18 protein-coding genes are annotated in these 22,393 nt (G+C 60.4%); 4 read left to right on the plus strand and 14 right to left on the minus strand.

Going from position 1 to position 22,393, the window contains the following annotated elements; genetic code table 11:
- Window positions 1-13 precede the first annotated feature (13 nt).
- Both AX735_RS12160 and AX735_RS12165 read left to right on the plus strand, forming a co-directional pair.
- Window positions 14-1,377, plus strand: a protein-coding gene (locus AX735_RS12160; protein WP_409592734.1) for an IS3 family transposase whose coding sequence is annotated in 2 segments (ribosomal slippage) — window positions 14-361 and window positions 364-1,377 — 1,362 coding nt in all. Because the reading frame shifts where the segments join, the coding sequence is not laid out codon by codon here.
- A 90-nt stretch (window positions 1,378-1,467) separates the two neighbouring features.
- The gene (locus AX735_RS12165) at window positions 1,468-1,803 is read left to right on the plus strand and encodes a DUF5655 domain-containing protein (RefSeq protein ID WP_178084021.1); all 336 of its coding nucleotides are present in this window, start codon (window positions 1,468-1,470) and stop codon (window positions 1,801-1,803) included.
- Between the two features lie 37 nt (window positions 1,804-1,840).
- Here AX735_RS12165 and AX735_RS12170 read toward each other — a convergent pair whose 3' ends face one another.
- The 3 genes from AX735_RS12170 to AX735_RS12185 all read right to left on the minus strand — a co-directional run bounded on the left by AX735_RS12170 (window position 1,841) and on the right by AX735_RS12185 (window position 4,239).
- Window positions 1,841-2,608, minus strand: coding sequence for a hypothetical protein (locus AX735_RS12170; protein ID WP_060977588.1), 768 nt, complete (start codon window positions 2,606-2,608; stop codon window positions 1,841-1,843).
- Between the two features lie 94 nt (window positions 2,609-2,702).
- Complete coding sequence (locus tag AX735_RS25160) at window positions 2,703-3,344, minus strand: hypothetical protein (RefSeq protein WP_137775479.1); 642 nt, start codon at window positions 3,342-3,344, stop codon at window positions 2,703-2,705.
- Window positions 3,345-3,354: 10 nt separating this feature from the next.
- On the minus strand, window positions 3,355-4,239 hold the full coding sequence (locus tag AX735_RS12185; RefSeq protein ID WP_060977585.1) for a 3'-5' exonuclease: 885 nt from the start codon (window positions 4,237-4,239) through the stop codon (window positions 3,355-3,357).
- Between the two features lie 240 nt (window positions 4,240-4,479).
- Here AX735_RS12185 and AX735_RS12190 point away from each other — a divergent pair, with 240 nt between their 5' ends.
- Window positions 4,480-5,013, plus strand: a complete 534-nt coding sequence (locus tag AX735_RS12190; RefSeq protein ID WP_066210273.1) for a DNA-binding protein — start codon at window positions 4,480-4,482, stop codon at window positions 5,011-5,013.
- 412 nt (window positions 5,014-5,425) lie between these two features.
- Here AX735_RS12190 and cobA read toward each other — a convergent pair whose 3' ends face one another.
- The 11 genes from cobA to AX735_RS12245 form a co-directional block, all read right to left on the minus strand.
- Window positions 5,426-6,268 carry a uroporphyrinogen-III C-methyltransferase gene (gene cobA, locus AX735_RS12195; RefSeq protein WP_082730688.1) on the minus strand — a complete coding sequence of 281 codons (843 nt, stop codon included), beginning with the start codon at window positions 6,266-6,268 and terminating at the stop codon, window positions 5,426-5,428.
- A complete protein-coding gene (locus tag AX735_RS12200; RefSeq protein ID WP_060977583.1) occupies window positions 6,265-8,775 on the minus strand; it encodes a nitrate reductase in 2,511 nt (836 codons plus the stop codon). The genes cobA and AX735_RS12200 overlap by 4 nt, the downstream gene beginning before the upstream one ends.
- On the minus strand, window positions 8,772-9,113 hold the full coding sequence (nirD, locus tag AX735_RS12205; RefSeq protein WP_060977582.1) for a nitrite reductase small subunit NirD: 342 nt from the start codon (window positions 9,111-9,113) through the stop codon (window positions 8,772-8,774). Before nirD ends, AX735_RS12200 begins: the two co-directional genes overlap by 4 nt.
- Window positions 9,110-11,602, minus strand: coding sequence for a nitrite reductase large subunit NirB (gene nirB, locus AX735_RS12210; RefSeq protein ID WP_060977581.1), 2,493 nt, complete (start codon window positions 11,600-11,602; stop codon window positions 9,110-9,112). The genes nirD and nirB overlap by 4 nt, the downstream gene beginning before the upstream one ends.
- Before the next feature lie 351 nt (window positions 11,603-11,953).
- Window positions 11,954-13,213, minus strand: a complete 1,260-nt coding sequence (locus AX735_RS12215; RefSeq protein WP_060977580.1) for an alginate export family protein — start codon at window positions 13,211-13,213, stop codon at window positions 11,954-11,956.
- Between the two features lie 61 nt (window positions 13,214-13,274).
- On the minus strand, window positions 13,275-14,954 hold the full coding sequence (locus AX735_RS12220) for an ABC transporter ATP-binding protein (protein WP_060977579.1): 1,680 nt from the start codon (window positions 14,952-14,954) through the stop codon (window positions 13,275-13,277).
- 12 nt (window positions 14,955-14,966) lie between these two features.
- Window positions 14,967-15,989: an ABC transporter permease gene (locus tag AX735_RS12225; RefSeq protein ID WP_082730687.1), complete on the minus strand. Its 1,023-nt coding sequence runs from the start codon at window positions 15,987-15,989 to the stop codon at window positions 14,967-14,969.
- 16 nt (window positions 15,990-16,005) lie between these two features.
- Entirely contained in the window at window positions 16,006-17,385 is a 1,380-nt protein-coding gene (locus AX735_RS12230) for a CmpA/NrtA family ABC transporter substrate-binding protein (protein ID WP_060977578.1), read from the minus strand.
- 218 nt (window positions 17,386-17,603) lie between these two features.
- Window positions 17,604-18,824: an ABC transporter substrate-binding protein gene (locus AX735_RS12235; RefSeq protein WP_060977594.1), complete on the minus strand. Its 1,221-nt coding sequence runs from the start codon at window positions 18,822-18,824 to the stop codon at window positions 17,604-17,606.
- Window positions 18,824-19,402, minus strand: a complete 579-nt coding sequence (locus tag AX735_RS12240) for an ANTAR domain-containing response regulator (RefSeq protein ID WP_060977577.1) — start codon at window positions 19,400-19,402, stop codon at window positions 18,824-18,826. Before AX735_RS12240 ends, AX735_RS12235 begins: the two co-directional genes overlap by 1 nt.
- A gap of 365 nt (window positions 19,403-19,767) precedes the next feature.
- Complete coding sequence (locus AX735_RS12245) at window positions 19,768-20,541, minus strand: NYN domain-containing protein (RefSeq protein WP_066280477.1); 774 nt, start codon at window positions 20,539-20,541, stop codon at window positions 19,768-19,770.
- 854 nt (window positions 20,542-21,395) lie between these two features.
- Between AX735_RS12245 and AX735_RS12250 the strand changes: the two genes are divergently transcribed.
- A partial coding sequence (locus AX735_RS12250; RefSeq protein WP_156447493.1) for a hypothetical protein occupies window positions 21,396-22,393 on the plus strand: 998 nt, incomplete at its 3' end.

Below are 22,393 nucleotides of genomic sequence, written 5' to 3' on the forward strand. Positions count from 1 at the left end.
CGAAGGAACGAAGATGAAGCCCAGATCCTCCAATGTAAAATCGCCCGCCAAGGCCCCAGCAGAGCGGGTAGTGAAGGACATCCGCCGACAGACCCGGCGCCACTTTTCGGCCGAGGACAAGATCCGCATCGTGCTGGATGGCCTGCGCGGGGAAGACAGCATCGCCGAGCTATGCCGCAAGGAAGGCATTGCCCAGAGCCTGTATTACACCTGGTCGAAGGAGTTCATGGAAGCTGGCAAGCGCCGCCTGGCCGGCGACACCGCCCGTGCCGCGACCACCGGAGAGGTCCAGGACCTGCGCCGCGAAACCCGGGCCCTGAAGGAATGCGTGGCCGATCTGACACTGGAAAACCGTCTGCTCAAAAAAAGCATGATCGCGGATGGGGGCAACGACGAATGAGGTATCCCGCATCCGAGAAGCTCGAGATCATCAGAACCGTCGAGCAGTCGCACCTGTCGGCCAAGCGCACGCTGGACCAACTCGGCATCCCTCGTCGGACATTCTACCGCTGGTATGATCGCTACCTCGAAGGCGGGCCGGAGGCGTTGGAAGATCGGCCATCGGCGCCGAGCCGGGTGTGGAACCGCATCCCGGCGGGCATCCACGACCAGATCATCGAGCTGGCGCTGGAACAGTCTGAGCTGAGCCCCCGGGAACTGGCCGTGCGCTTCACCGATGGGCAGCGCTACTTCGTGTCGGAATCCACGGTTTACCGCCTGTTGAAGGCCCGCGACCTGATCACCAGCCCGGCCTATGTCGTGATCAAGGCTGCCGATCAGTTCCACACGAAAACCACGCGGCCGAACGAGATGTGGCAGACCGACTTCACCTACTTCAAGATCATCGGGTGGGGCTGGATGTATCTGTCGACCGTGCTCGACGACTTCTCGCGCTACATCATCGCCTGGAAGCTGTGCACCAACATGCGAGCCGAGGACGTCACCGACACGCTGGACCTCGCCCTGGCGGCTTCTGGTTGCGACAGCGCCACGGTGCTGCACAAACCCCGGCTACTCAGCGATAATGGCCCCAGCTACATCGCGGGTGAGCTGGCGGAATACATCGAGGCCCGGAAGATGAGCCATGTCCGCGGCGCCCCGTGTCATCCCCAAACCCAGGGCAAGATCGAGCGCTGGCACCAGACCCTGAAAAACCGCATCTTGCTGGAAAACTACTTCCTGCCCGGCGACCTCGAAGCTCACATCGAGGCCTTCGTCGAGCACTACAATCACCAGCGATACCACGAGAGCCTGGCCAATGTGACGCCTGCCGACGCCTACTTCGGCAGGGCTCCGGCAATCATCAAACTGCGCGAAAGGATCAAGCGACAGACCATCGAACATCGGCGCTTGCAGCACCGCAAGTTCGCCGCCTAACATCAACCCCCTGACGAGGTCCGCACTCCGCTAATCTACGCCGCGAGTTGTGCCGAATGTTCTGACGACGGACAGACGATCACCGAACAGATGAAGGAAGCACCGCAGGAGCTGCTGGATCTGTATCACCTGCTGGCGGACTTTATGCTCGCGCTGGGGGATGATGTGGATACCAGGACCACGGCTTTCTACATCGCGTTCCGGCGGATCAAGAACTTTGCCAGCGTCGAACTGCGCAACCAGGCGAAGAAGCTGCTGGTGTTCGTCAAGGTCAATCCCGACACGGTGCAGCTCGAGCCGGGATTTACGCGCGACGTGCGAAAGATCGGCCACGTTGGAACGGGTGACCTTGAGATCAGCATATCGTCGCTTGATGATTTCGAGCGGTGCAAGCCGCTGCTGCAGCAGTCCTACAACCTGTCCTGACAGGCCCGGAGGAGTCCCCTCCCCCGGCCCCGGTCATTCAGGCGGCGGGCATGAGCTGGTCCGCCAACTGCCCCGACATCGCTGCGCAGATTGCAGCAAGCTTGTCCTGCATCGCGGGCGTCAGCGGACGGTTGCGCCGCAACCAATCCAGAATGACCAGGCTGGCGATCCTGGGATCAAGGCTGCACTGACCTTGGGACCGCTGCCAAGCCATGGTCGCGATGGCGAGCAGCGCGGTGTCGAGCTCGCAATGCGCACGGGCAGCGGCCCAGCCAGCCGAATCGGTCGGAAACGCGACCCGTTTCTTGCCCTGCATCAATGTCGCCGGCAGGCCCAGGCGAATCAGCACCTCGCTGAGGTGCGTCCAGGATTTGCCTGTCGCCTTCAGCTGCAGCCCAAGATCGAGATGCGGCCGGATCGGCCCACGCTTGGGAACCTGCTTGCGCAGCAGCAGTTGGGTCGGCAGTGGCAGGCCGTGTTCCATAGCGGCGAGCGTCAGGATCGGCAGGTCCATCGCCACACTGCCAAAAGCCGTGGCAATATTGTCCGGGACTGCGCGCAGATGGTCGAACAGGCCGCGAACCACGGCCTGCTCATCCCCATGGGTGTATTCGGTCCAGCTCGCCATCCTCTCGAAGCAGATCGCGCCATCGCTGTGGAGTGTGACGTCGAATGCTGCGGCTGCAAAGACCCGCCTGCTTGCCATCCTTACCCGGGCTTTCACCCGGCGTTCGATGGAGCAGTATGCTGCGTGCAGATCGTCATCCCAGGCTGTTTCGATATCGTAGAACGTGAATTTGATCATTTGTTTGGATCTTCCAGATTCGCCAAAGGCCGCCCCTGGGACGGCCTTTGGCTTGCGTGTTGCTGCGTTGAGGGCCCGTGCCCCGGTTCGGATCTCAGCGGATGCAGATCACCGGTTCGCGGGGTCCAGACTCGGCCAGCAACGCGGCGTCCGTGTCCATCGCCATGCTCCCGGGCACCCCAGCGTCGCCCATGCGTGCGGCGATCTGGCGGATGCGGCGTAGTGCGCGCTTATGACCCGCACCAAGCGCATCCGGAAGTCCCGCGATGCGCTGAAGGCTGCCCCTTGCATCGACCATGAACTGCCCCTGCCCGCTGGTGCTCACGAGCCTGACCGGTGCATCGTCGGACTCGGCATAAGGCACGCAGCTGCGGATGATATCCACGTTGCCGATCTCGCGAAAGACGACCGAGAAATTGCTGGCGCGCTTCGCACCCGCATGGGCGAATGCCATGTGGATGCAGTCCTTCTGTCGTTCCGCAGCAAAATGCGCGAGTTCAATGGAGTATGCAACATCCATCGGAGCGCCGAGGCTGAACGCGATGGCATCGTTGACAGGCCGGTAGGGCGGCAGGCCCAGGGCCTGGCGGAGAGCATGAAGCTGGTTCTGCTGACGCTGGTTGGGTTTAATCATGGTATTATCGTTTCCTTTTTTGAGTTTGATGAGCTTTTCCCTTCTCACAGGACGCTCACTCAGTTTTCTTCTACAGGGGTTGGCCATGCCGCCGTGCGGCACGGCCACAGCCTCAGCGATGCCGCTGGTGCCAGGTGATTGGGGTTACCCTGGGTGCCGGACCGAAAGGCGTGACATGGCGCTCGATCCACAGAATCTCTGCGTCAAGATTCTGCTCCGAGACTTCGATGCACCAAACCTTGTGCCGTGCATCCCACCTGTAGCCGCGGGCCTTCAAGATCGACCGCGCATCAAAGGGAGCGCGGGTCGCTTCCACCCGAAAACTCTGCCTGGCAGCGTTGGCGAGCAATGCACCGAGCACCGGTTGACCCGTTGGCAGCGGGTAAGCCAGCAAATGGATCAAGCTGATCACATCCGCGAGCGCGCGGTGCCCCGAATTGTAGAAACCGATCTGATACAGCAGATGTCCCAATGCGCGGCCGTCGAGCTGCGCATCGGCCAGCCAGTCGAAATCGGACAACGAGCAGGCCCAGGCGGACCCGGCGGTACAGGGGAGCAGGTGGCGTAGAAAAGACAGGTCAAAGGCAGCATTGTGCGCGATAAAGACGTCAACCTGTCCAAAATCCTGTTCGACGAGGTCAAGATCGATCGACTTGCCACGCACGTCAGCGTCGGTAAGCCCGGTGAGCAGGCGAACGCGGCTTGGGATCGGCATGCCCGGATCGCAGAGTGCCTGCCGTGCAGCAATGACGTCGATTATATCGCCGACCGCATCAACCCGCAGGATCACGTACGCGAGATCGATGATCTGGTCTCGCGCTGGGTCGGTACCGGTTGTTTCAGTGTCGATCACCGCGATTGTTGAGAGCGGCTCAACTGCCTGTTTGCGGACGATGAAGTGTTCCAGACGCGCGGCAGGCAGGAGCACGCGGATGCTCCATTCATCACTGTCCTTGCCATAAGCTTCCGGCGGAGCGGTATTCGGTATATTGGTCATTTTAGTCCTTCTGACCGAACCTGAGAAAACTGTTTTCCCATCACAAATTCGATCAAAAGGGCCAAAGCGGCACGGTATTCTGCCAGAGAGACGGCGTCAAAAGGCACCTGAGCCTCGGCCTAAATCGCCAAAATAGCTATTTTTGACAGCTTCTTAACGTAAAGCTGGCAGCCTGCATCATTGTATTGAAACGGCATACGTATCCATATGTATACGTATGAATACGGTGGAGCCGGGGCAATGAGCCAAGCGCGAGGAATACAGTACGATACAGTTGCGGCCGTCGCTGACAGACTCGTGGCAGCAGGCGTCAAGGCTGACCAGATTTCAGCCATCATGATTCGCGAAGAGACCAAAACGGGTAGCCTGACAACCATCGTCAATCACCTCCGCCAGTGGCGGGTTCACGCAACGAAGGCGGTCATCCCGGCGGCCTTCAACGATGACGATCTGGCCGCCATTCTGATGGTGATTACCAACAAGGTTCAGGAAGCTGCGAACCGTGTTCGTAACGAGGAGCGCGCAGTCCTCGAGGCCAAGCTTATCGAGCTGGACGCTGTGAAGGCCGAGCTTGATTCTGTGATGCAGCTAAACTCCAGGCTTGAGGAAGAGCTTGTCGAAGCGCAGGGGGCAAAGGAGCGATTCTATCGAAAGCTTGAGGTTGAGCGGGCACAAGCATCTTCGCTGAGGGGCGAGGTAAAGGCGCTCAAGGAGGCGTTGTCCCGCTTTGCGCCAGCGGCGCCGGAATTGACCCAGGACGCTGTGGCGAAATGAGGTACACGAACTGATGCCGCGATGGCGGACAGTTGAAACCCGTTGGCGTATTCGGCAGCTTCGCCTTGACGTTTTATGATGGTTATCGGCGAATGCTGCCGGGAGCGGAATGGCGTTTCGTGGGACTTTTCGGACGGTCCCGCGCGATATGTTCTGCGGCAGGTATAACCAAAAGCCGACAGTCGCGTCTTGCCTGCGCGATCGCACGCTGTTCATTCTTGAGATGGATTGCAAGCTGCGCGACGGTGGCCAGATCCGGCTGCAGAATTGTACCAGGGGAAGCAATCAAGGAATCCAATCATGCGCCTTGGCAATGCAGCTGAAAACCCGCCGCCAGGTTCGGTTGGACTCGTTCAAGCCGCCTAATCCAGCTTCTGGCTTGGTATGAACGCCGCTACGAATACCTCGAGCGTTACAAGGGCGGGCGGCTCGCGGATAGTGATCGGTTGATGCCCATTTTGATGCCAAAAGTGCAGGCCAGGCCGGACGTAGGGCAGCTGCTCGAAGCGAGTGTATTTTTTGCAACATCTGCCTGGATTGCAGTGCCAATGAGCAGTAGCGCGGGTCCATCGCCCAACGCAGCGCGTGCAACCAATGGCAGCAGATCGAGCCGGGTATGGAACTGGCGCTCTTCTGGCAGGCTGGCGGATTCGACCAGCGCAACAGGGGTATCGCCGGCCAGTCCGGCTGCGATCAACTGGCCCGACACTTCGCTCGCAGCCGCCTTGCCCATGTACACTGCAAGCATCGCCTCCGGATCGGCCAGCTTTGCCCAATCCAGGTCCAGTTCCTGCCCAGCCCGGACGTGCGCGGTCACGAAGGTCAGCTTGCGTGCCAGGCCGCGCAGCGTGAGCGATGCCCCGAGGCTGGCCGCTGCCGCACTGGCCGCGGTTACACCAGGACAGACGCGCACCGGCACATCTGCTGCCCGGCAAGCGCTCAATTCCTCGGTCGCGCGGCCGAAGATCGCAGGATCACCGCCCTTGAGACGCACCACCCGCTCGCCAGCCATCGCGGCATCGACGATCATCCGGTCGATGGTTTGCTGGTCCCTGGAATGCCTGCCTGACCGTTTGCCGACATGCACCAGCCGCGCACCCGAAGCGGCGAGTTCGAGCACGCCCGGCCCGACCAGCGCATCGTGAAACACGATCGTGGCCATGCCGATCAGCCGTTCTGCCTTGCGGGTGAGCAATTCGGGATCGCCCGGGCCGGCACCGACCAGCCACACCATGCCTGAAGGAAAGTCGTTCATTCTGCAGCCTCCCTGCATGTGTCGGTCCAGTCGCGCAGCATTCTGGCCAGAACGGGGCGGCAGGATCCGCAGTTCGTACCCGCACCGCAGGCCTGGCCAATCGCGGCCACGCTGTCTGCGCCCTGCGCAACCAGGGCTGCGATCTGGTTTTCGCCGATGCCATGGCAGACGCAGACCACAGGGCCGCGATCAGGCGCGGGCATGCTGGGCCGGGCGGCAAGCAGTTCGGGCAGCGTCGCACCGCGCGCGCCTAGTTGGCCGGAAATCCACTCGCGCGCGGGCAATTGTCCCTTGCGGGTCACGAACAGCGCCGCCTTGAGCATCCCGTCCGCATCAAGCACCGCCAGCCGCCGCATACCGCGCGCCGTGTCAACAGCTTCCACCGGTTCGCCTGGCGGCAGCAGCGCGTCTGCGTCCACCGCACCCTGGCCCGCAAGCTCGTAAAGCCAGCCCGAGGCGACAGCCGAACGGCTCCACCACACAAGGCCCTGCGGAGCAATAGCATCGCTGCGCAGCAGAAAGCCGCGCCAATCGCTCTCAACCGGCTCGACCCGGCATGCATTGTTCTTGAACCCCGGCTGGCCGGATACGGGATCGACAGACTGATCCGGCAGCAGGTTGCTCCGTCCGCCACTTGCCATGGCGTCGCTCCAGTGCATCGGCACGAAGGCCTGGCCCCTGGATTGCGCATCGGTCACCAGGACGCGAAATATGGATGCGCCCGACGCTGTCACCACCCTGGCCAGAGCGCCCTCCACCAAACCAGCCGCAGCGGCATCGCCGGGGTGAACCTCCAGCAATGGCTCGCGCCGATGCTGAGACAAGGTGGCCGAAAGGCCGGTGCGCGTCATCGTATGCCATTGGTCGCGATAGCGCCCGGTGTTGAGCCTTAGCGGGAAGTCGGGATCGCCAGGCCGGCGGCGCACATCGACCGGCACCTGCTGCATCTTGCGGCCCGCCATGGGATGGTGCCCGCCCCAGAGAAACGGTTCCATCACTGCATATTCGGCGTCCGAAACGCCTGCCTTGCCCGTGAGGTCCAGCACCTTGCCATGCTTGACCGAGAGCGCTGTCATGGCCGCATATTCCCGGAAGACCCCTGCCGCACTGGTCCAGCCAAATCCGGCAAAGCCCATCCGCTTCGCGACATCGGCGATGATCGCCCAGTCCGCCCGTGCCTCTCCCGGCGCATCAAAAAGCGCCCGCTGGCGGCTGATGCGGCGTTCTGAATTGGTAACCGTCCCGTCCTTTTCGCCCCACGCCAGCGCGGGCAGGCGAACATGGGCGAAGCCGGCAGTATCGGTGTGTGCAAGCACATCCGAGACGACCAGGGTTTGGCATCGTGCCAGCGCCTCGCGGACAAAGCCTGTATCGGGCATCGACACAGCCGGATTGGTCGCCATGACCCAGAGGAATTTTACCCGGCCATCATGCACCGCACGGAACAGGTCCACCGCTTTCAGGCCAGGCCTTTCACACAGGCGCGGCGTTTGCCAGAAGGCGGCGACATCGGCGCGTTCTGCGTCGGAGAAGCCCAGATGGCAGGCCAGCATATTGGCCAGCCCGCCGACTTCGCGCCCGCCCATGGCATTGGGCTGTCCGGTCATGGAAAATGGCCCCATGCCAGGCGCATTGATGCGACCGGTCGCAAGGTGCAGATTGATGATCGCATTGCCCTTGTCGGTCCCCGCGACCGACTGGTTGGCCCCCATCGAAAACACGGTGACCATCTTAGGGTGCGATGCGACAAGATCGGCAAGCTGGCTGAAGATATCCGCGTCGATGCCAGGATCGCCGTCGGTCAGTTCGTATTCTGCCAGCCCGCGCCGTGCCATTTCCACGCCTAGCGCATTGAAAAGCGCCACATCGCCGTCAGGAAGGACGGGCACATGCAGGTCGGCCTGTTCGGCTGTTTCGGTCCGGCGCGGGTCGATGACCACGATTTTCGTGCCGCGCCTGTCGCGTGCCGCCTCGATGCGCTGCCAGATCACCGGATGGCACCAGGTGGTATTCGATCCCACCAGCAAGATGAGGTCCGCCGCGTCCAGATCGTCATAGGTGACCGGGACGACATCCTCGCCAAAAGCGCGGTTATGAGCGGCAACCGCGCTCGCCATGCACAGGCGGCTGTTGGTGTCGATATTGCCGCTGCCGACAAAGCCCTTCATCAGCTTGTTGGCGACATAATAATCCTCGGTCAGCAACTGACCCGAGACATAGAAGGCCACGCTGTCCGGTCCATGTTCTGCAATGCACTGACGCATCTTGCCGGCAACCAGATCGAGCGCCTCATCCCAGCTCGCGTGCCGGTTGCCGATCATGGGCTCCAGCAAGCGCCCGTCCAGCCCGACCGTTTCGCCCAGGTGCGTGCCCTTGGAACACAGCTTGCCGAAATTGGCAGGATGGTCTTTGTCACCCTTGATGGTGACCGAGCGCTCGCCAACAATCTCGGCGCTGATGCCGCAGCCGACGCCACAATAGGCGCAGGTGGTGCGAACCTGACTCAAGCCGCCTGCTGCCCAACCACGGCAGCGCGCAGCAGATACATGCGCCCTGCATCAACCCGCATCGGGATGGTCGGTACGCATCCCTTGTCCTCGCCCAGAGCCTCGCCAGTTTGCAACGATATGTTCCAGCTGTGCAGCGGGCAGGTGACGACATTGCCATGGATGATGCCCTGCGACAGCGGCCCCTGCTTGTGCGGACACTTGTTCACCAGCGCGTAGAACTCGTTGTTCTGCGTCCGGAAAACCGCTATTTCATCGGCACCGCGTACCGGCAGGGTGCGGGCTGTGCCGGGGGCAATTTGCTCCACCGGGCCAATATCAAGCCATTCGCCGATCATCGCACGGTCTCCATCGCTTGCGGTTCGAAGGTTAGCGGTCGCACTTCGGCAAGGTGCTGGTGCAGTTCTGCATATTTTCCAGCTGCACGTTCGGCCCATGGATCGTCCTGGCAGAAGGTCTGCGAATGGCGGAACCGGGCGGCGAGACGCTGGACGCTGCCTGGGTCATCGAACAGGCCCGCCTTCACATGGTCCAGGCCTACCCGCTCGATCCAGGGAGCGGTGCGCTCCAGATAGTGCGCCTGTTCGCGGTAGAGCTGGATAAAGGCGGCGCAGACGTCCATCGCCTCCTGCTCGGTCGCCACCTTGCACAGCAAATCGGTAGCACGAACCTTGATTCCACCATTGCCGCCGACATGCAGCTCATAGCCACTATCGACGCAGACAATCCCAAAATCCTTGATCGTGGCTTCGGCGCAATTTCTGGGGCAGCCAGAGACGGCAATCTTGAACTTGTGCGGCATCCATGACCCCCAGGTCATGCGCTCGATCTTGACGCCCAGTCCGGTCGAATCCTGGGTGCCAAAGCGGCACCATTCGCTGCCGACACAGGTCTTTACCGTGCGCAGCGATTTGCCATAGGCGTGGCCGGAAACCATACCTGCGGCATTTAGATCCGCCCATACGGCAGGCAAATCCTCTTTCTTGATTCCAAAAATGTCGAGCCTTTGGCCGCCCGTGACCTTGACCATCGGGGCGTTGTATTTTTCTACCACATCGGCAATGGCGCGCAGCTCGCGCGGGTTGGTGAGGCCACCCCACATGCGCGGGACGACAGAATAGGTGCCGTCCTTTTGTATATTGGCGTGCAGCCGTTCATTGACGAAACGGCTCTTCTGGTCATCTTCATATTCGCCCGGCCATGCGCAGAGCAGATAATAGTTGAGCGCAGGTCGGCACCAGGAACATCCGTCGGGCGTGGTCCAATGCAGTTCCTGCATGACACTGGGGATGGCGCGCAGGTTCTTTTCAAGGATCAGGCGGCGCACGTCATCATGGCTGAAGCTGGTGCATTTGCACAATGTCTTGGGGCCTGATTGAACCTCACCCCCCAAGGTCAGCGTCAACAGGCTTTCCACGAGGCCAGTGCAGCTTCCGCAACTGGCCGATGCCTTGCAACCGCTCCGCACGGCATCAAGGCTGCATGCCCCCGAAGCGATGGTCTCTATCACCCGGGCTTTCGAAACGCCGTTGCAGCCGCAAATTTCCGCATCGTCGGAAAGCGCTGCAACGGCGGCATTAGGGTCCAGCAGGGCACCTCCGCTGGCAAAGGCCTGACCGAAAATCAGCGCCTCGCGGATGACGGAAATATCCTCGCCCTTTTTCAGCAAATCGAAATACCAGTTTCCGTCCGCCGTATCGCCATAGAGGACCGCGCCGACCAGCCGGTTGTCCTTGACGACCACGCGCTTGTACACCCCGCGCGCCGCGTCGCGCATCACGATGTCCTCTGCGCCTTCGCCGCCCGAAAAGTCTCCGGCAGAAAACAGGTCGATGCCCGAAACCTTGAGCTTGGTCGAGGTCACCGATCCCTCATAGCCCGAAGGCGTCTCACAGGCCGCATCGGCAAGCGCGCGGCACATTTCCCAAAGCGGGGCGACAAGGCCGTAACAGGCTCCGCGATGCTGCACGCATTCGCCCACGGCCATGATCGCAGGGTCGCTGGTGACCATATGGTCATCGACGATTATGCCGCGATCCACCTCTAGCCCCGCTGCCTTGGCGAGGGTGCTGGCCGGGCGGATGCCTACTGCCATCACGACGATGTCGGCCGCAAATTCGCGCCCATCCTTAAGCCTCACACCCGCAACATGGCCATCATGGCTAAGGATTTCCGCAGTATCGCCGCCGGTGACGATCGTCTGGCCGCGCCGTTCCAGCTCGGTCTTCAGCAAATAGCCCGCCGCCTCATCCAGCTGCCGCTCCATCAGTGTCGGCATCAGGTGAACGACAGTGACCTTCATGCCGCGCAGCGAAAGGCCGTGTGCGGCCTCCAGCCCCAGAAGGCCGCCACCGATCACCACGGCGGCCCCGCCCCGGTCGGCTGCTGCCAGCATCTTGTCGACATCGTCCAGGTCACGGAAGGTCACCACGCCGGGCAGGTTGTGGCCTGGAACTGGCAGGATGAACGGATCAGAACCCGTGGCGATCAGCAGGCGATCATAAGGCTCGACCCGGCCTGATCGCGAGACCACGGTCTGGCTGGCGCGGTCGATCGCGACCACTGGATCGCCGGAAACAAGCTTGATCGCATTCTTGGCATACCAGTCTTCGCCATTGATGATGATGTCTTCGAACGCCTTCTCGCCCGCCAGCACCGGCGACAGCATGATGCGGTTGTAATTCACGCGCGGTTCCGCGCCAAAGATCGTCACGTCAAAGCGCGCAGGGTCCCGGGCCAGCATTTCCTCGACCGCGCGGCACCCGGCCATGCCGTTGCCGATCACCACCAGCCGCTCTTTTGCGGTCGCTGTGCGGTCCTTTTCCATCCGGATTGAAGGCGCGTTCACTCAGGTCTTCCTCGGTCTGGCGCGCGAACACGAAAAAGCCGCCCGAACGCATCCCGATTGGGAAGGTCTGGGCGGCGACATTGCCACGCGATGTTGTAATCTAAGGTCTCACGCGGTTTCGCCCTTCATTGGGCGGCGCTATAACCACTGGCTGCAAGGCTAACCGATTCTGCCGCTGCACTGCAAGTGTTTATTTTGCAGTGCAGCACAGTCATCCCGGTCCCTGCCAGAACCACCTTGCGGCAAGTTCAGCCTGGCCCATCGCACTATCCGCCCGAAGAGGGGGGTGGCGCACTCCTTTGGCAGGGACCAGGATGGAGGAACAGACGATCAGAGCACGATCTCTGCCTGCAACCACAATATCTGGCGATCGACGCCAAATCTGTTGGCGTCGTAATTGGCATATTTCACCAGCCAGCCGACCTTTTTCGTCTTGAATCCAACGCTGGCATCCCATTCAGTGCCGAACCGCACATTGCCGACATCGCTGCGGAAATCATGGTAGGTGACCATCGCATTCAGCCCCTGGACCAGCTTGACCTTGGGCAACTGCTTGGCAAGCGTGACATATCTGTCCTCAAGGCCATTGCCCGGTGTTGTCAGGAACAGGTCGGCCCAACCGTTGAACTTGTGCAAGGTTGCCAGCGGCGTCTGAAAGGCCTTGTTTGCCCCTTTGTCCGCGCCCAGCTTTTCATAGCCGCCAGTCAGGGTAAAACCCTGGTAGCCCAGCCCCAGCTCGCCCAGCACGAAATCCGCTTCATAGGCGACCGGATTGCGACCGATGTCCTGCTGCCGGGCATAGCTTGCCAGCAGGTTGAGCTTGACCGCCTTGGAAAGCGGTACGCTACCCGAAATGCGCCCGCCATAAGTCTGCGAGGAATTGGCGAAGGCCAGGGCTTCATCATAATCGATGATGTACGAAAAGGCCTTGGCCGTCATCGGGCCCAGTTTCGTACTGGCCTGCAGGAACGCGAAATCACCGTCCAAAGCCCGGCGCGGGCCGGCCTCGGACCCGAAAATCGTATCTTGCTGGATTGCGTAGGTCGCATCCAGGCTGACCGGCCCGATGGTCGCTTCTGCGCGGACGGCATCGAAGGTCTGTTCGTTCTGCCGCCAGGCAACCGAACCGACGAAACGCTGGTCATCAAGATTGATCCGCTGTCGCCCCAGCGTCAGCGCGAAGTTCTTAACCTTGTACATGATCTGTGCACGGTTGAGATCGATGCTCTCGCCATCGGCTACCACGGCAAATTGCGGTCGCCGCTGTGAACTCAACGGGAGCGGAAAGGGGAAGGCATTATAGTCGTTGACCAGCCCCAGCGTCCCTTCCGCCTCGACCAGGATCGAAAGGTGCGAAGGTGCATGGTGAAGCTCCAGCCCCGTGCGCATTCGCAAGGTCAGCGCATCGGCATCCACCGTCGGCTGGTCAACGCCTTCATAGCGGAGCCGCGCATCGATAATGGGATCGAGCGTCAGCCCTTCCCCTACCGGCACCGGGTCGCCAAAAGCAGGTGTTCCGGCCGCAAACGCAGGGTGCGCGAAGCCGATCGACGACGCGAGCAGCGCCGCCGTTATCACAGTCCTTTTCATATTTCCCTCCTGATCCCCCTCATAAGGGCCGATCAGGCATCCTCTCTATCGGCTCGCCTGCTCAGGCGGCATGGGCCTTTGGCCCGTGATCATATTCGGCCAGAAAGCGCAGCACTTCCTGCCGGTAAGCATAGAAATCCGGGTGCTTGAGCAATTCCTTGCGGTCGCGCGGGCGGGGCAGATCCACCTTCAGCACCTTGCCGATGGTGGCATTCGGGCCGTTGGTCATCATCACCACCCGGTCGGCCAGCAGGATCGCCTCGTCCACGTCATGCGTCACCATGATGGCCGTCACCTTGGTGCGGTTCCAAACCTCGACCAGCACGTCCTGCAGATCCCAGCGCGTCAGGCTGTCCAGCATGCCGAACGGCTCGTCGAGCAGCAGCAGCCGCGGGGAAAGGGCAAAGGCGCGGGCGATGCCGACACGCTGCCGCATTCCGTTGGACATTTCCGCCGCCATCTTGTCCCTGGCATCGGCAAGCCCCACGCGATCAAGATAATAGTCGATGATCTCGCGGCGTTCGGAGCGGGTTGCGTGCGGATAGACCCGCTCAACCCCCAAAGCGACATTCTGTCGCGCGGTCAGCCATGGCATCAGGCTGGGAGCCTGGAAGACCACCGCCTTGTCTGGTCCGGCAAAATCGATTTCACGATTATCAAGGATGATACCGCCCTTGCTGATCTCGTTCAGCCCCGCTGCCATGGTCAGCACGGTCGACTTGCCACAGCCTGAGTGACCGATGAGCGAAATGAACTCGCCCTTGTCCATCAGCAGGTTGAAATCCTCGACCACGGTCAGCGGCCCGTTTGGCGTGGGGTAGACCTTGTGGAGCTTCCAGAACTCCATGTAGCGCCGTGTCGAACCCTTTTTTGCCGCATCCTGATAAGCCTTGGGCGGCGGTGCAAGATCGAGCGGCGTGACATTGGGCAATTGGCCGAAATCGGTGCCCATTGCGGCTTTGACGCCTGCAAGATCGCCAAGATAACGCACGATTTCTGCGCGCATCTGCTGATATTCCGCGCTGTCGTTCACTGCCTCGCGATCGCGGGGGCGCGGCAGCGCCACCGGGAAAATCCTGCCTATCCTGGCCGCAGGGCTCGGCGTCAGCACGGCCACGCGATCTGCAAGAAGCAGCGCCTCGTCCACATCGTTGGTGACCAGGATGATGGTGCGCTTCTCTTCCTCGCGAATGCGGTCGATCTCATCCTGCAGCTTGGCGCGGGTCAGCGCGTCCAGCGCCGAAAGCGGCTCGTCCAGCAGCAGGATTTCTGGCTCCATGGCCAGGGCGCGGGCCACCGAAACGCGCTGCCGCATCCCGCCGGAAAGCTGCGCAGGCTTGCGCTCCATCGCATGGGACAGGCCGACCAGTTCGACCTTCTGCCGCACTAGCGCCGCGCGCTCATCCCGGCTGCGGTCCTTGTGGACGGCATCGACGGCCAGCGCCACATTCTGCTCGACCGTCAGCCAAGGGAATAGCGAATAGGACTGGAACACAAGGCCGCGATCCTTGTCGGGTCCGTCGATCGCCTTGCCATGCAGCAATATCTGGCCGGCATCTGGCTCCACCAGCCCTGCAATCGCGGAAATCAGCGTAGTCTTGCCCGCGCCGGAAAAGCCCAGGATCGCGATGAATTCACCTTCCTCCACGTCGAGGTCGATGCCGCCGAGCACCTCGCTGACACCGCCATTCTTGCCGGTATAGCGCTTGCGAACATCCTTGAGTGACAGGATAGTAGCCATCTGCGTTCCTCCTCAGACGGCGCGGTTGCGGCTGACAATGGCCTGGAGCGCCATCATCACACGGTCGAGCGCAAAACCGATCAGCCCGATCACCACCACGGCGACCATGATCCGCGCCAGCGACTTTTCAGAGCCGTTCTGGAACTCGTCCCAGACGAACTTGCCCAGGCCGGGATTCTGGGCCAGCATTTCTGCTGCGATGAGCACCATCCAGCCCGTGCCGAGCGACAGGCGCATCCCGGTAAAGATATAGGGCAAGGCAGAAGGCAGCACGAGACGCCGCAGCTTGGCAAACCAGCCCAGGCGCAGCACCCGGCCAACGGCGATTAAATCCTTGTCGATGCTGGCGGTGCCGATGGCCGTATTGATGAGTGTCGGCCAGAGCGAGCAGAGCATGACAACGACCGCAGAGATGATAAAGCTTTTGGCCAGGGTCGGATCATCGCTGGTCACCGAGGCCGAGACTACCATCGTGACGATGGGCAGCCAAGCCAGCGGACTGACCGGCCGCATCACCTGCACCAATGGGTTGATGGCCGCATTGACCCGCTTTGACATGCCCGCGACCAGGCCCAGGGGCACTGCAAACAGCGTGGCCAGGGTGAACCCTGCTGCCACGGTCTCAAGGCTGGTGAATATCTGGTCGATAAAGGTCGGGGGGCCGGTATAGGCATAGCCTGCGGCAACCGCCTCCTGTGCAGCCATACGCGATGCAGCCGCCTCATCGAGCAGGCCCAGAAACGCGCCCCATACATCACCGGGTCCGGGCAAGGTGCCAAGCGATGTCTGGACCAACGGCGCCAGCAGCGCCCAGAGCATGAGGAAACCGCCAATCCCGGCCAGTGGAGGCCATAGCGTATCAAACGCCTCGCGGCCCGAGGGCAGCTTGATCCCCAACGGCAACGTCCTTTCAGGCTTGGTGACAGTGTCCAAACCGGCCTCCGCTGTTGTTTCGGGTACAAGTGCGGCCTTGTACTCCGCGTCTTCGGTCTGGGTGCCGACAAATTCGTCCTTGCGCAATGCGATCGCGGTCATCGTATCTGCTCCCGGCTCATTTGACGCCCGCAGGCGTGACCTTCTGTCCGGCCTTGAGACCGATGGTGAACTTGGCCAGATAGGCGTTCGGCTGCTTTCCGTTGAACGTCAGGCCATCGATAAAGCCTGACTGTTCCGGCTTGTAGCCATCCGTCACTGGAATGGCCGCCTTGGGGATCACGCCTTTTTCGGCCAGCTCATTTGCCGCAGCCAGGTACAGATCGGGACGATAGACGGCCTTGGCCGTGTCGAAATACCACTGGTCCGGCTTGTCGGTGGGAATCTGGCCCCAACGGCGCATCTGGGTCAACGTCCATACCGCATCAGAATAGAAGGGGTAGCCCGCGAACTGGTTAAAGAACACGTTGAAATCGGGGGCCGGACGCGTGTCGCCGGGCGCGAAGGTGAACTTGCCGGTCATGCTCGCGCCGATGACCTCTGCATCTGCGCCCACATATTGCGGCATCGCCAGTATCTTGACTGCCTCGGCACGGTTTTTGCCGCCCTCTGCATCCAGCCATTGCTGCGCCTTGATGATCGCGCGCAGCAAGGCCTTGACCGTTTTGGGGTTCTTGGCAGCAAACTCCTCGGTCAGACCAAAGACCTTTTCCGGATTGCCCTTGAAAATCTCTTCGTCCGTGATGATCGGGACACCTATTTTCTTCTTCACAGCCGCCTGGTTCCATGGCTCGCCCACCGAATAGCCGTCGATCGTTCCGGCCTCGAGCGTGGAGGGCATCTGCGGTGGGGGTGTTACCGAAATCTGTATTTGCGCCGAGGTCGTGCCAGCCGTGTCGCCCGGCAGATAATAGCCCGGCTCAATCCCGCCCGCCGCCAACCAGTAGCGCAATTCGTAATTGTGCGGGCTGAAGGGAAAGACCATGCCGAATTTCAGGTTCTTGCCCTTGAGCGCTGCTGCCGAAATCGGGTGCTTGACCTTGCCATCCGGTCCCTTTGGCAAGCCGGGTGCAATCTGGCCCCATACCTTGTTCGACACCGTGATGGCATTGCCGTTGAGATCGAGGCTGATCGGAGCAATCAGCTTCGCCTTGGCACCAATGCCAGCCGCTGCGGCAATGGGCTGACCCGCCAGCATGTGCGCGCCATCAAGCTGGCCACCAACCACGCCATCCAGCAGCACTTTCCAGTTTGCCTGCGGCTCGAGCGTCACGCTCAACCCTTCTTCGCGGAAGAAGCCCTTTTCCTGCGCAATGGCAAGCGGTGCCATGTCCGTCAGCTTGATGAAGCCAAGCTTTAGCGCGGGCTTTTCCAGGCCGCTTGCGGAAGCGGCGGGCTTTGTCGGCGCATCGCCACCTTTGCCGCAGCCAGCCACGGCGATGCTCGCCATCAACGCTGCAACAATCGCGCGCCGGCTGAAGAATTTTCGTCCGCTCATGTAACCCACCCCTTGAATGCGGCATGGCAAACACGAAAAAGCCGCCCGAACGCATCCCCACAGGAGAAGGTCTGGGCGGCGACTTTGCCACGCAATGGAAATGATATGCCGGGCGGTGGTCTATCCCCCCATCCTTGGAAGGCACCATCCTGCTGCGAGGTCTAAGCTAAGTGATTCGCACCTTGTTCGGCAAGCGATTTTTGCATCGCAGCAAAATATTACTCGTATCGCTGCCCGGCGATATAGGCTTCCAGCAGCATCGGATCGAACGGGATTCCATCAAAAAAACTATTGTTTTCCAGAGTGATGATACCCTGTTGCATGCTCACCGAAGTGGGCTTCAACAGGCTTCCCTCGACCTTCGAACTGGCACCGGGAAGCGGGTCTTTGGTCCCCAATAGTGCGCTGCGGTAGACATCCGGGCGAAACACCCGCGCCGCCTTGCGGGCATCGCCAGCATCAAACTCCATGCCATCCCAGCGCACCATCTGGCTGTACAGCCATTCGGCCTGGCTGACCCAGGGGAAGTTTGCTGCCTCGCGATGCTGGAACATGAAATCGGGATAATGCAACACCTCGCCACCCTGCGACAGCAACAGCCGGTCGGATATGGCGCGACGGATCAGCCTGGCATCGCCGTCAAGATATTCGCTCTGCGCCAGAATTGCCGCATTGGCATCCAGATTCGCGGGATCGACGAAATGTTCACCCGCCTTGCGCAAGGCGCGGATCAGCGCTTCTGTTTCGCTGCGCCGTTCCTCCATCACAGGTTCGCGAAAGGCCAGCACCTTTTCCACTCCGCGCCGCCATATCTGCGCGGTCGCCAGGACAATCTCGCCAGCGCCGCGTTCCACCGCCACACTGTTCCACGGCTCACCGACACAGATTGCATCCACTTCGCCGAATTCCAGCGCATCGGCGCAGAATGGGGGGGCGACCGTGGTGATTTCGACATCGCGATCGGGGCGTATGCCGCAGGCCGCAAGCCAGTAGCGCACCATGTAATTGTGGCTGGAATATCGGTGGACGACCCCCAGCCTCAGCGGTTGCCCGGTGGCGGCGATATGCGCCTTCAGCGCTGCGCCCACGGCACCGGGGTCGCCAAGCCCGCCAGCTGGATTGACGGCCCGTGCAAGGTCTGGCCGCATGGTCACCGCATTGCCATTGAGGCCCAGAACAAACGGTACCGAAAGTGGCTGTGCCGGGCGGCCGCGCCCCAGCGCCGTGGCAATCGCCAGCGGTGCGACAAGATGGGCAGCGTCGCTGTGGCCGTAAAGCAACCGGTCAAGCACCGTTGCCCAGCTCATGTCGCGCACCAGTCGCAATGACAGGCCCTCGGCTTCCGCAAAACCATGCTCCAGGGCCAGGATCGGCAGGCACGCATCGACCAGCGGCAGGAAGCCGATGGTCAGTTCTCGAGGGGCCAAGGTTGCCGCCATCATTTCCCTCCCATCAGATGATGCGCAGTGACGACCGCCTCGGCAATGTCCACGATGCGCTTGCCCTGGTTCATCGCGGCCTTGCGCAGTTCCGTATAGGCCTGCGGCTCGGTTAGGGAGCGGCTATCCATCAGGATGCGTTTGGCCTTGTCCACCAGTTCACGCTCGGCCAGCTTGCCCTTCGCCTCGGCAAGATCGGCCTGGAGCCGCGCAAAGGCGTTGAAACGCCTGACCGCAAGATCGAGAATTGGCCGGATACGATGCGGTGCAAGTCCATCGATGACATAGGAAGAAACGCCCGCGTCCACCGAGGCCGCAATTGATTCGTCGTCGCTTTCATCGACAAACATGGCGATAGGGCGGCCCAGCACCCGGCTCACGGCAAAATACTCCTCCAGCACGTCGCGCGAGGGGTTGCCGAGGTCCATGAGGACGATGTCGGGCGCTATTTCACCGATCCGGGCGACCAAACCGCGCCGCTCGGTCACCACAAAGATTTCACTATCCTCTAAGGTCGCAAGCCCTTCACGGATCACGGCCGCACGACTGGCACTTTCATCGACAATGGCGATCCGCATGGCGTTAGCAGTGCACGGAGCAAACGTCGATTTCAAGGCAATTGTGCAGTGCAGCATTGGCAGCTTGTGCAAGCTCGCATGAAGACGGTCTGGATGGCAGCTTTTGGCATGAGAAGACAATGATGCCAGATCATGGCAACGACCGATTCTGGGGCGGGAGCCGACCCTGGCGAACTTCAGTCGCAAAAGAGGGCTTGGCGCGGTTCGTCTCGCGGCAGCTGACCCCATGATACAATCGCGGACTCTGCTGCTTGGCAGCCCATCGTCCGATCGCGCCGAGCTGTGCAGAGAAGTCTGCCATAACAATCTGGAAAACGACGAGGAACTCGTTGCGTACCTCTATTGCAGTGTTTCCATGCGGAATGTCAGTCAGACTGTTTTGGCCTGGGCGAAGGCGCCTGCTTCGGCCGGATGTAAACCTTCAAATTTTCGCGCCTGATCTCGAAAGCGTCCGACTTCTCAATAAGCGTCAGCAGCTTCGGGCATCCATAGGTGCGAGGATCGAAATCAGGCATCAGGGCTGCAAGCCGCGTGCCGACCGCCCCAAGAAAGTACCAGCCGTCAACATCATCAAGTTGGCTAAGGGCGGTCCGAATGTGCGGTATCGCCGCGGTAGGAAGCCTTTTGGATGATCCGCCCGGAGCCCCGTTTACTCCGGTGTCTATTCCGGAAAGCACCATCCCGTCGCTTGGGGGAAGCAGATTCTCGGTGTAGATGAACCGCTTGCATGCTCGGCGGAAGCTTTCAGGGGTCTTCTGTTCACCGAAGCCGTAGACGTCGAGGCCCTGCTCCCGGATGCGAGCGGCAAGCCGCGTGAAGTCGCTGTCGGACGAGACCAGGCAGAACCCGTCAAATCTGCCGCTGTGGAGCAGGTCCATCGCATCAATGACCAGCGCGATATCCGAAGCGTTCTTCCCGACCGTGTTGGCGAAATTCTGGTGGGGGATGATCGCGTAGGTGGCCAGCACCTCAGACCATCCCTTTAGCCGCGTGCCCGAGAAATCGCCATAAATGCGCCGGGCGCTTGCCTCGCCGATGGCGGCGATCTCCTCAAAGATCGCCGCTGCCATCCGCGGCGATGCATTGTCCGCATCAATCAGGATTGCAAGGCGTTGGGAGCGCTCGAGTTCGTTGGCCATTTCACTTCTTAGCCTATTTTTCCTAACGTCTTGTTTCGAACACAACCGACACGCTCAGCGCCTCGCAGTAAGGGCGAATGTTGGGTCGAATGATGGCATGGCCGACGGCACATTGGATGGCTGCAATTCACTACCCGCACCCGGTACCCGACATCAAGCAACCGCAGATTGCCCATAGCCCGATGTGTCGATCAGGAATGATCGGACCCCGCGAAAACGGCTGTTATCATTCATGGTACGAACGTGGATACTATTCAAAGCGCCTTCCGAAGCTATCGGTTTAACCGTCACGATGAGAAAATCTCCGAGCAATCAATAAGCCCGTTATTCACATCACGCGGCTAGCCATGAAGCCTTCGTCGTAAAATAGCTATTAACCCTCCTCTAGCGTCTCGATTTGGGACACAACGCACTTTTATTATAAAATCACCTTTTTGAATTCAATAACCAATCCTAAAATCCTTTCATTAACCTGAAAGGAGTTTAGAATGCCAATATCGTCGTTAATAATTAACCTTTTAATCCGCTTATGGCGATTATTAAAATCAATGACATCGCGCCATTGCGATCCTACCCCTCGCCGCGACCTTGCGCGCGTCACTGCACACCATAGATCAGAGCAACGGAACTTATATGCATATAAGCTCCGACGGAAGCCTATTTCGGAGTTCGTATCAAAAATTTGCACATTTGGTTACTCATTGTCCCTAAGATTGCTGAACGTAGTTAGCAATCACATTCGTCAAGCGTGGATACACAGCCGTCCACCGGTCGTCACCATTGTGATGAATCTCCCCGGGGCACTGAATAGACAGCAGAGCAAGTGGCTAGCCGACGCAAGGTCGGCGCCGGATGTGATCTCTGTGCATGCAGTTGTCACCGAAACTCGCAGCACGGCTGTATTCGTCACGATGCTGGCTGGAGCAGGCATCCGCCCGTTTCCCGCCCAGACCGCCGCGGCGACACCTCAGCAAAACTTGTGCCAATATTATACGCGGCCAGAAATCGCTGAGACGCTGTTTCGGCTCCTCAAAAACCAGGTCGACCTGAGCAACCATCTGATTGTCGAACCGACGGCTGGTGCCGCTGCCTTCCTGCGGTTGTTCCCGGCCGGCAGCATTGGCTTTGACATCGACCCACGCGACAAGCGCATTTGGTGGGCCGATTTCTTTAATCTCGAAATTTACAGCGACAGGCCTTTAGCATTCGTGGGAAATCCACCTTTTTCGGGAAGCGGGAAGCATTCATGCGTGGAATTTTTCAACCATGCAGCGGAAATGGCCGACATCGTTGCTATGATTTTGCCGCGGTCGGCGCGTAAGGCGTCCGTGCAGAACCGGTTTAACCGCCACTTCCACCTGCTTCATGAGGCAGATGTACCGAAGGATGCGTACATATACGGATCGGTTTCGTTTGATGCACCAACGGTCTTCCAAATCTGGCGCCGCTGCGATCAGCTTCGACCACTTCGCCCTACGGAGACGACTCATTGCGACTTTGACTTCACGACAGAAGATCAAGCAGACTTTGCTGTCCAGCGGGTCGGCTCAAAGGCAGGGAAGGTCCACACGGATTTTCAGCAAAAGCGCTCAACCCATTATTTCATTCGGGCGCATGTACCAGGCGTTGAAGAGCACATGCGCTCGATCAATTTCGCGGAAGCAGCCCGCGATACGGCCGCTATCAAAAGCCTCGCGAAGTCTCAGATAGTTGCGCTCTACGACCTGTCGAAAGCGGAAGATCGAATTCCGCAGGCGACTTCGAGTGCGCTCGGACATCGCTTGATGAGGTTATGCCGGGTTAGCGTCCGCGCTCGTGGTGTAATTTTCGGTGGAGATTTAGGTGCTGCTGG

The sequence above is a fragment of the Blastomonas sp. CCH1-A6 genome (genome assembly GCF_001556365.1).
Lineage (GTDB): Bacteria > Pseudomonadota > Alphaproteobacteria > Sphingomonadales > Sphingomonadaceae > Blastomonas > Blastomonas ursincola.

What these genes read in the sequence shown, in the direction of transcription:
- AX735_RS12245 (WP_066280477.1), bottom strand. Translation starts at nt 20,541, where the DNA reads ATGGCCAACGAACTCGAGCGCTCCCAACGCCTTGCAATCCTGATTGAT.
- nirB (WP_060977581.1), bottom strand. Translation starts at nt 11,602, where the DNA reads ATGGAAAAGGACCGCACAGCGACCGCAAAAGAGCGGCTGGTGGTGATC.
- AX735_RS12230 (WP_060977578.1), bottom strand. Translation starts at nt 17,385, where the DNA reads ATGAGCGGACGAAAATTCTTCAGCCGGCGCGCGATTGTTGCAGCGTTG.
- cobA (WP_082730688.1), bottom strand. Translation starts at nt 6,268, where the DNA reads ATGAACGACTTTCCTTCAGGCATGGTGTGGCTGGTCGGTGCCGGCCCG.
- AX735_RS12190 (WP_066210273.1), top strand. Translation starts at nt 4,480, where the DNA reads ATGAGCCAAGCGCGAGGAATACAGTACGATACAGTTGCGGCCGTCGCT.
- AX735_RS12240 (WP_060977577.1), bottom strand. Translation starts at nt 19,402, where the DNA reads ATGCGGATCGCCATTGTCGATGAAAGTGCCAGTCGTGCGGCCGTGATC.
- AX735_RS12170 (WP_060977588.1), bottom strand. Translation starts at nt 2,608, where the DNA reads ATGATCAAATTCACGTTCTACGATATCGAAACAGCCTGGGATGACGAT.
- AX735_RS12215 (WP_060977580.1), bottom strand. Translation starts at nt 13,213, where the DNA reads ATGAAAAGGACTGTGATAACGGCGGCGCTGCTCGCGTCGTCGATCGGC.
- AX735_RS12235 (WP_060977594.1), bottom strand. Translation starts at nt 18,824, where the DNA reads ATGGCGGCAACCTTGGCCCCTCGAGAACTGACCATCGGCTTCCTGCCG.
- AX735_RS12220 (WP_060977579.1), bottom strand. Translation starts at nt 14,954, where the DNA reads ATGGCTACTATCCTGTCACTCAAGGATGTTCGCAAGCGCTATACCGGC.
- AX735_RS12225 (WP_082730687.1), bottom strand. Translation starts at nt 15,989, where the DNA reads ATGACCGCGATCGCATTGCGCAAGGACGAATTTGTCGGCACCCAGACC.
- nirD (WP_060977582.1), bottom strand. Translation starts at nt 9,113, where the DNA reads ATGATCGGCGAATGGCTTGATATTGGCCCGGTGGAGCAAATTGCCCCC.
- AX735_RS12165 (WP_178084021.1), top strand. Translation starts at nt 1,468, where the DNA reads ATGAAGGAAGCACCGCAGGAGCTGCTGGATCTGTATCACCTGCTGGCG.
- AX735_RS12185 (WP_060977585.1), bottom strand. Translation starts at nt 4,239, where the DNA reads ATGACCAATATACCGAATACCGCTCCGCCGGAAGCTTATGGCAAGGAC.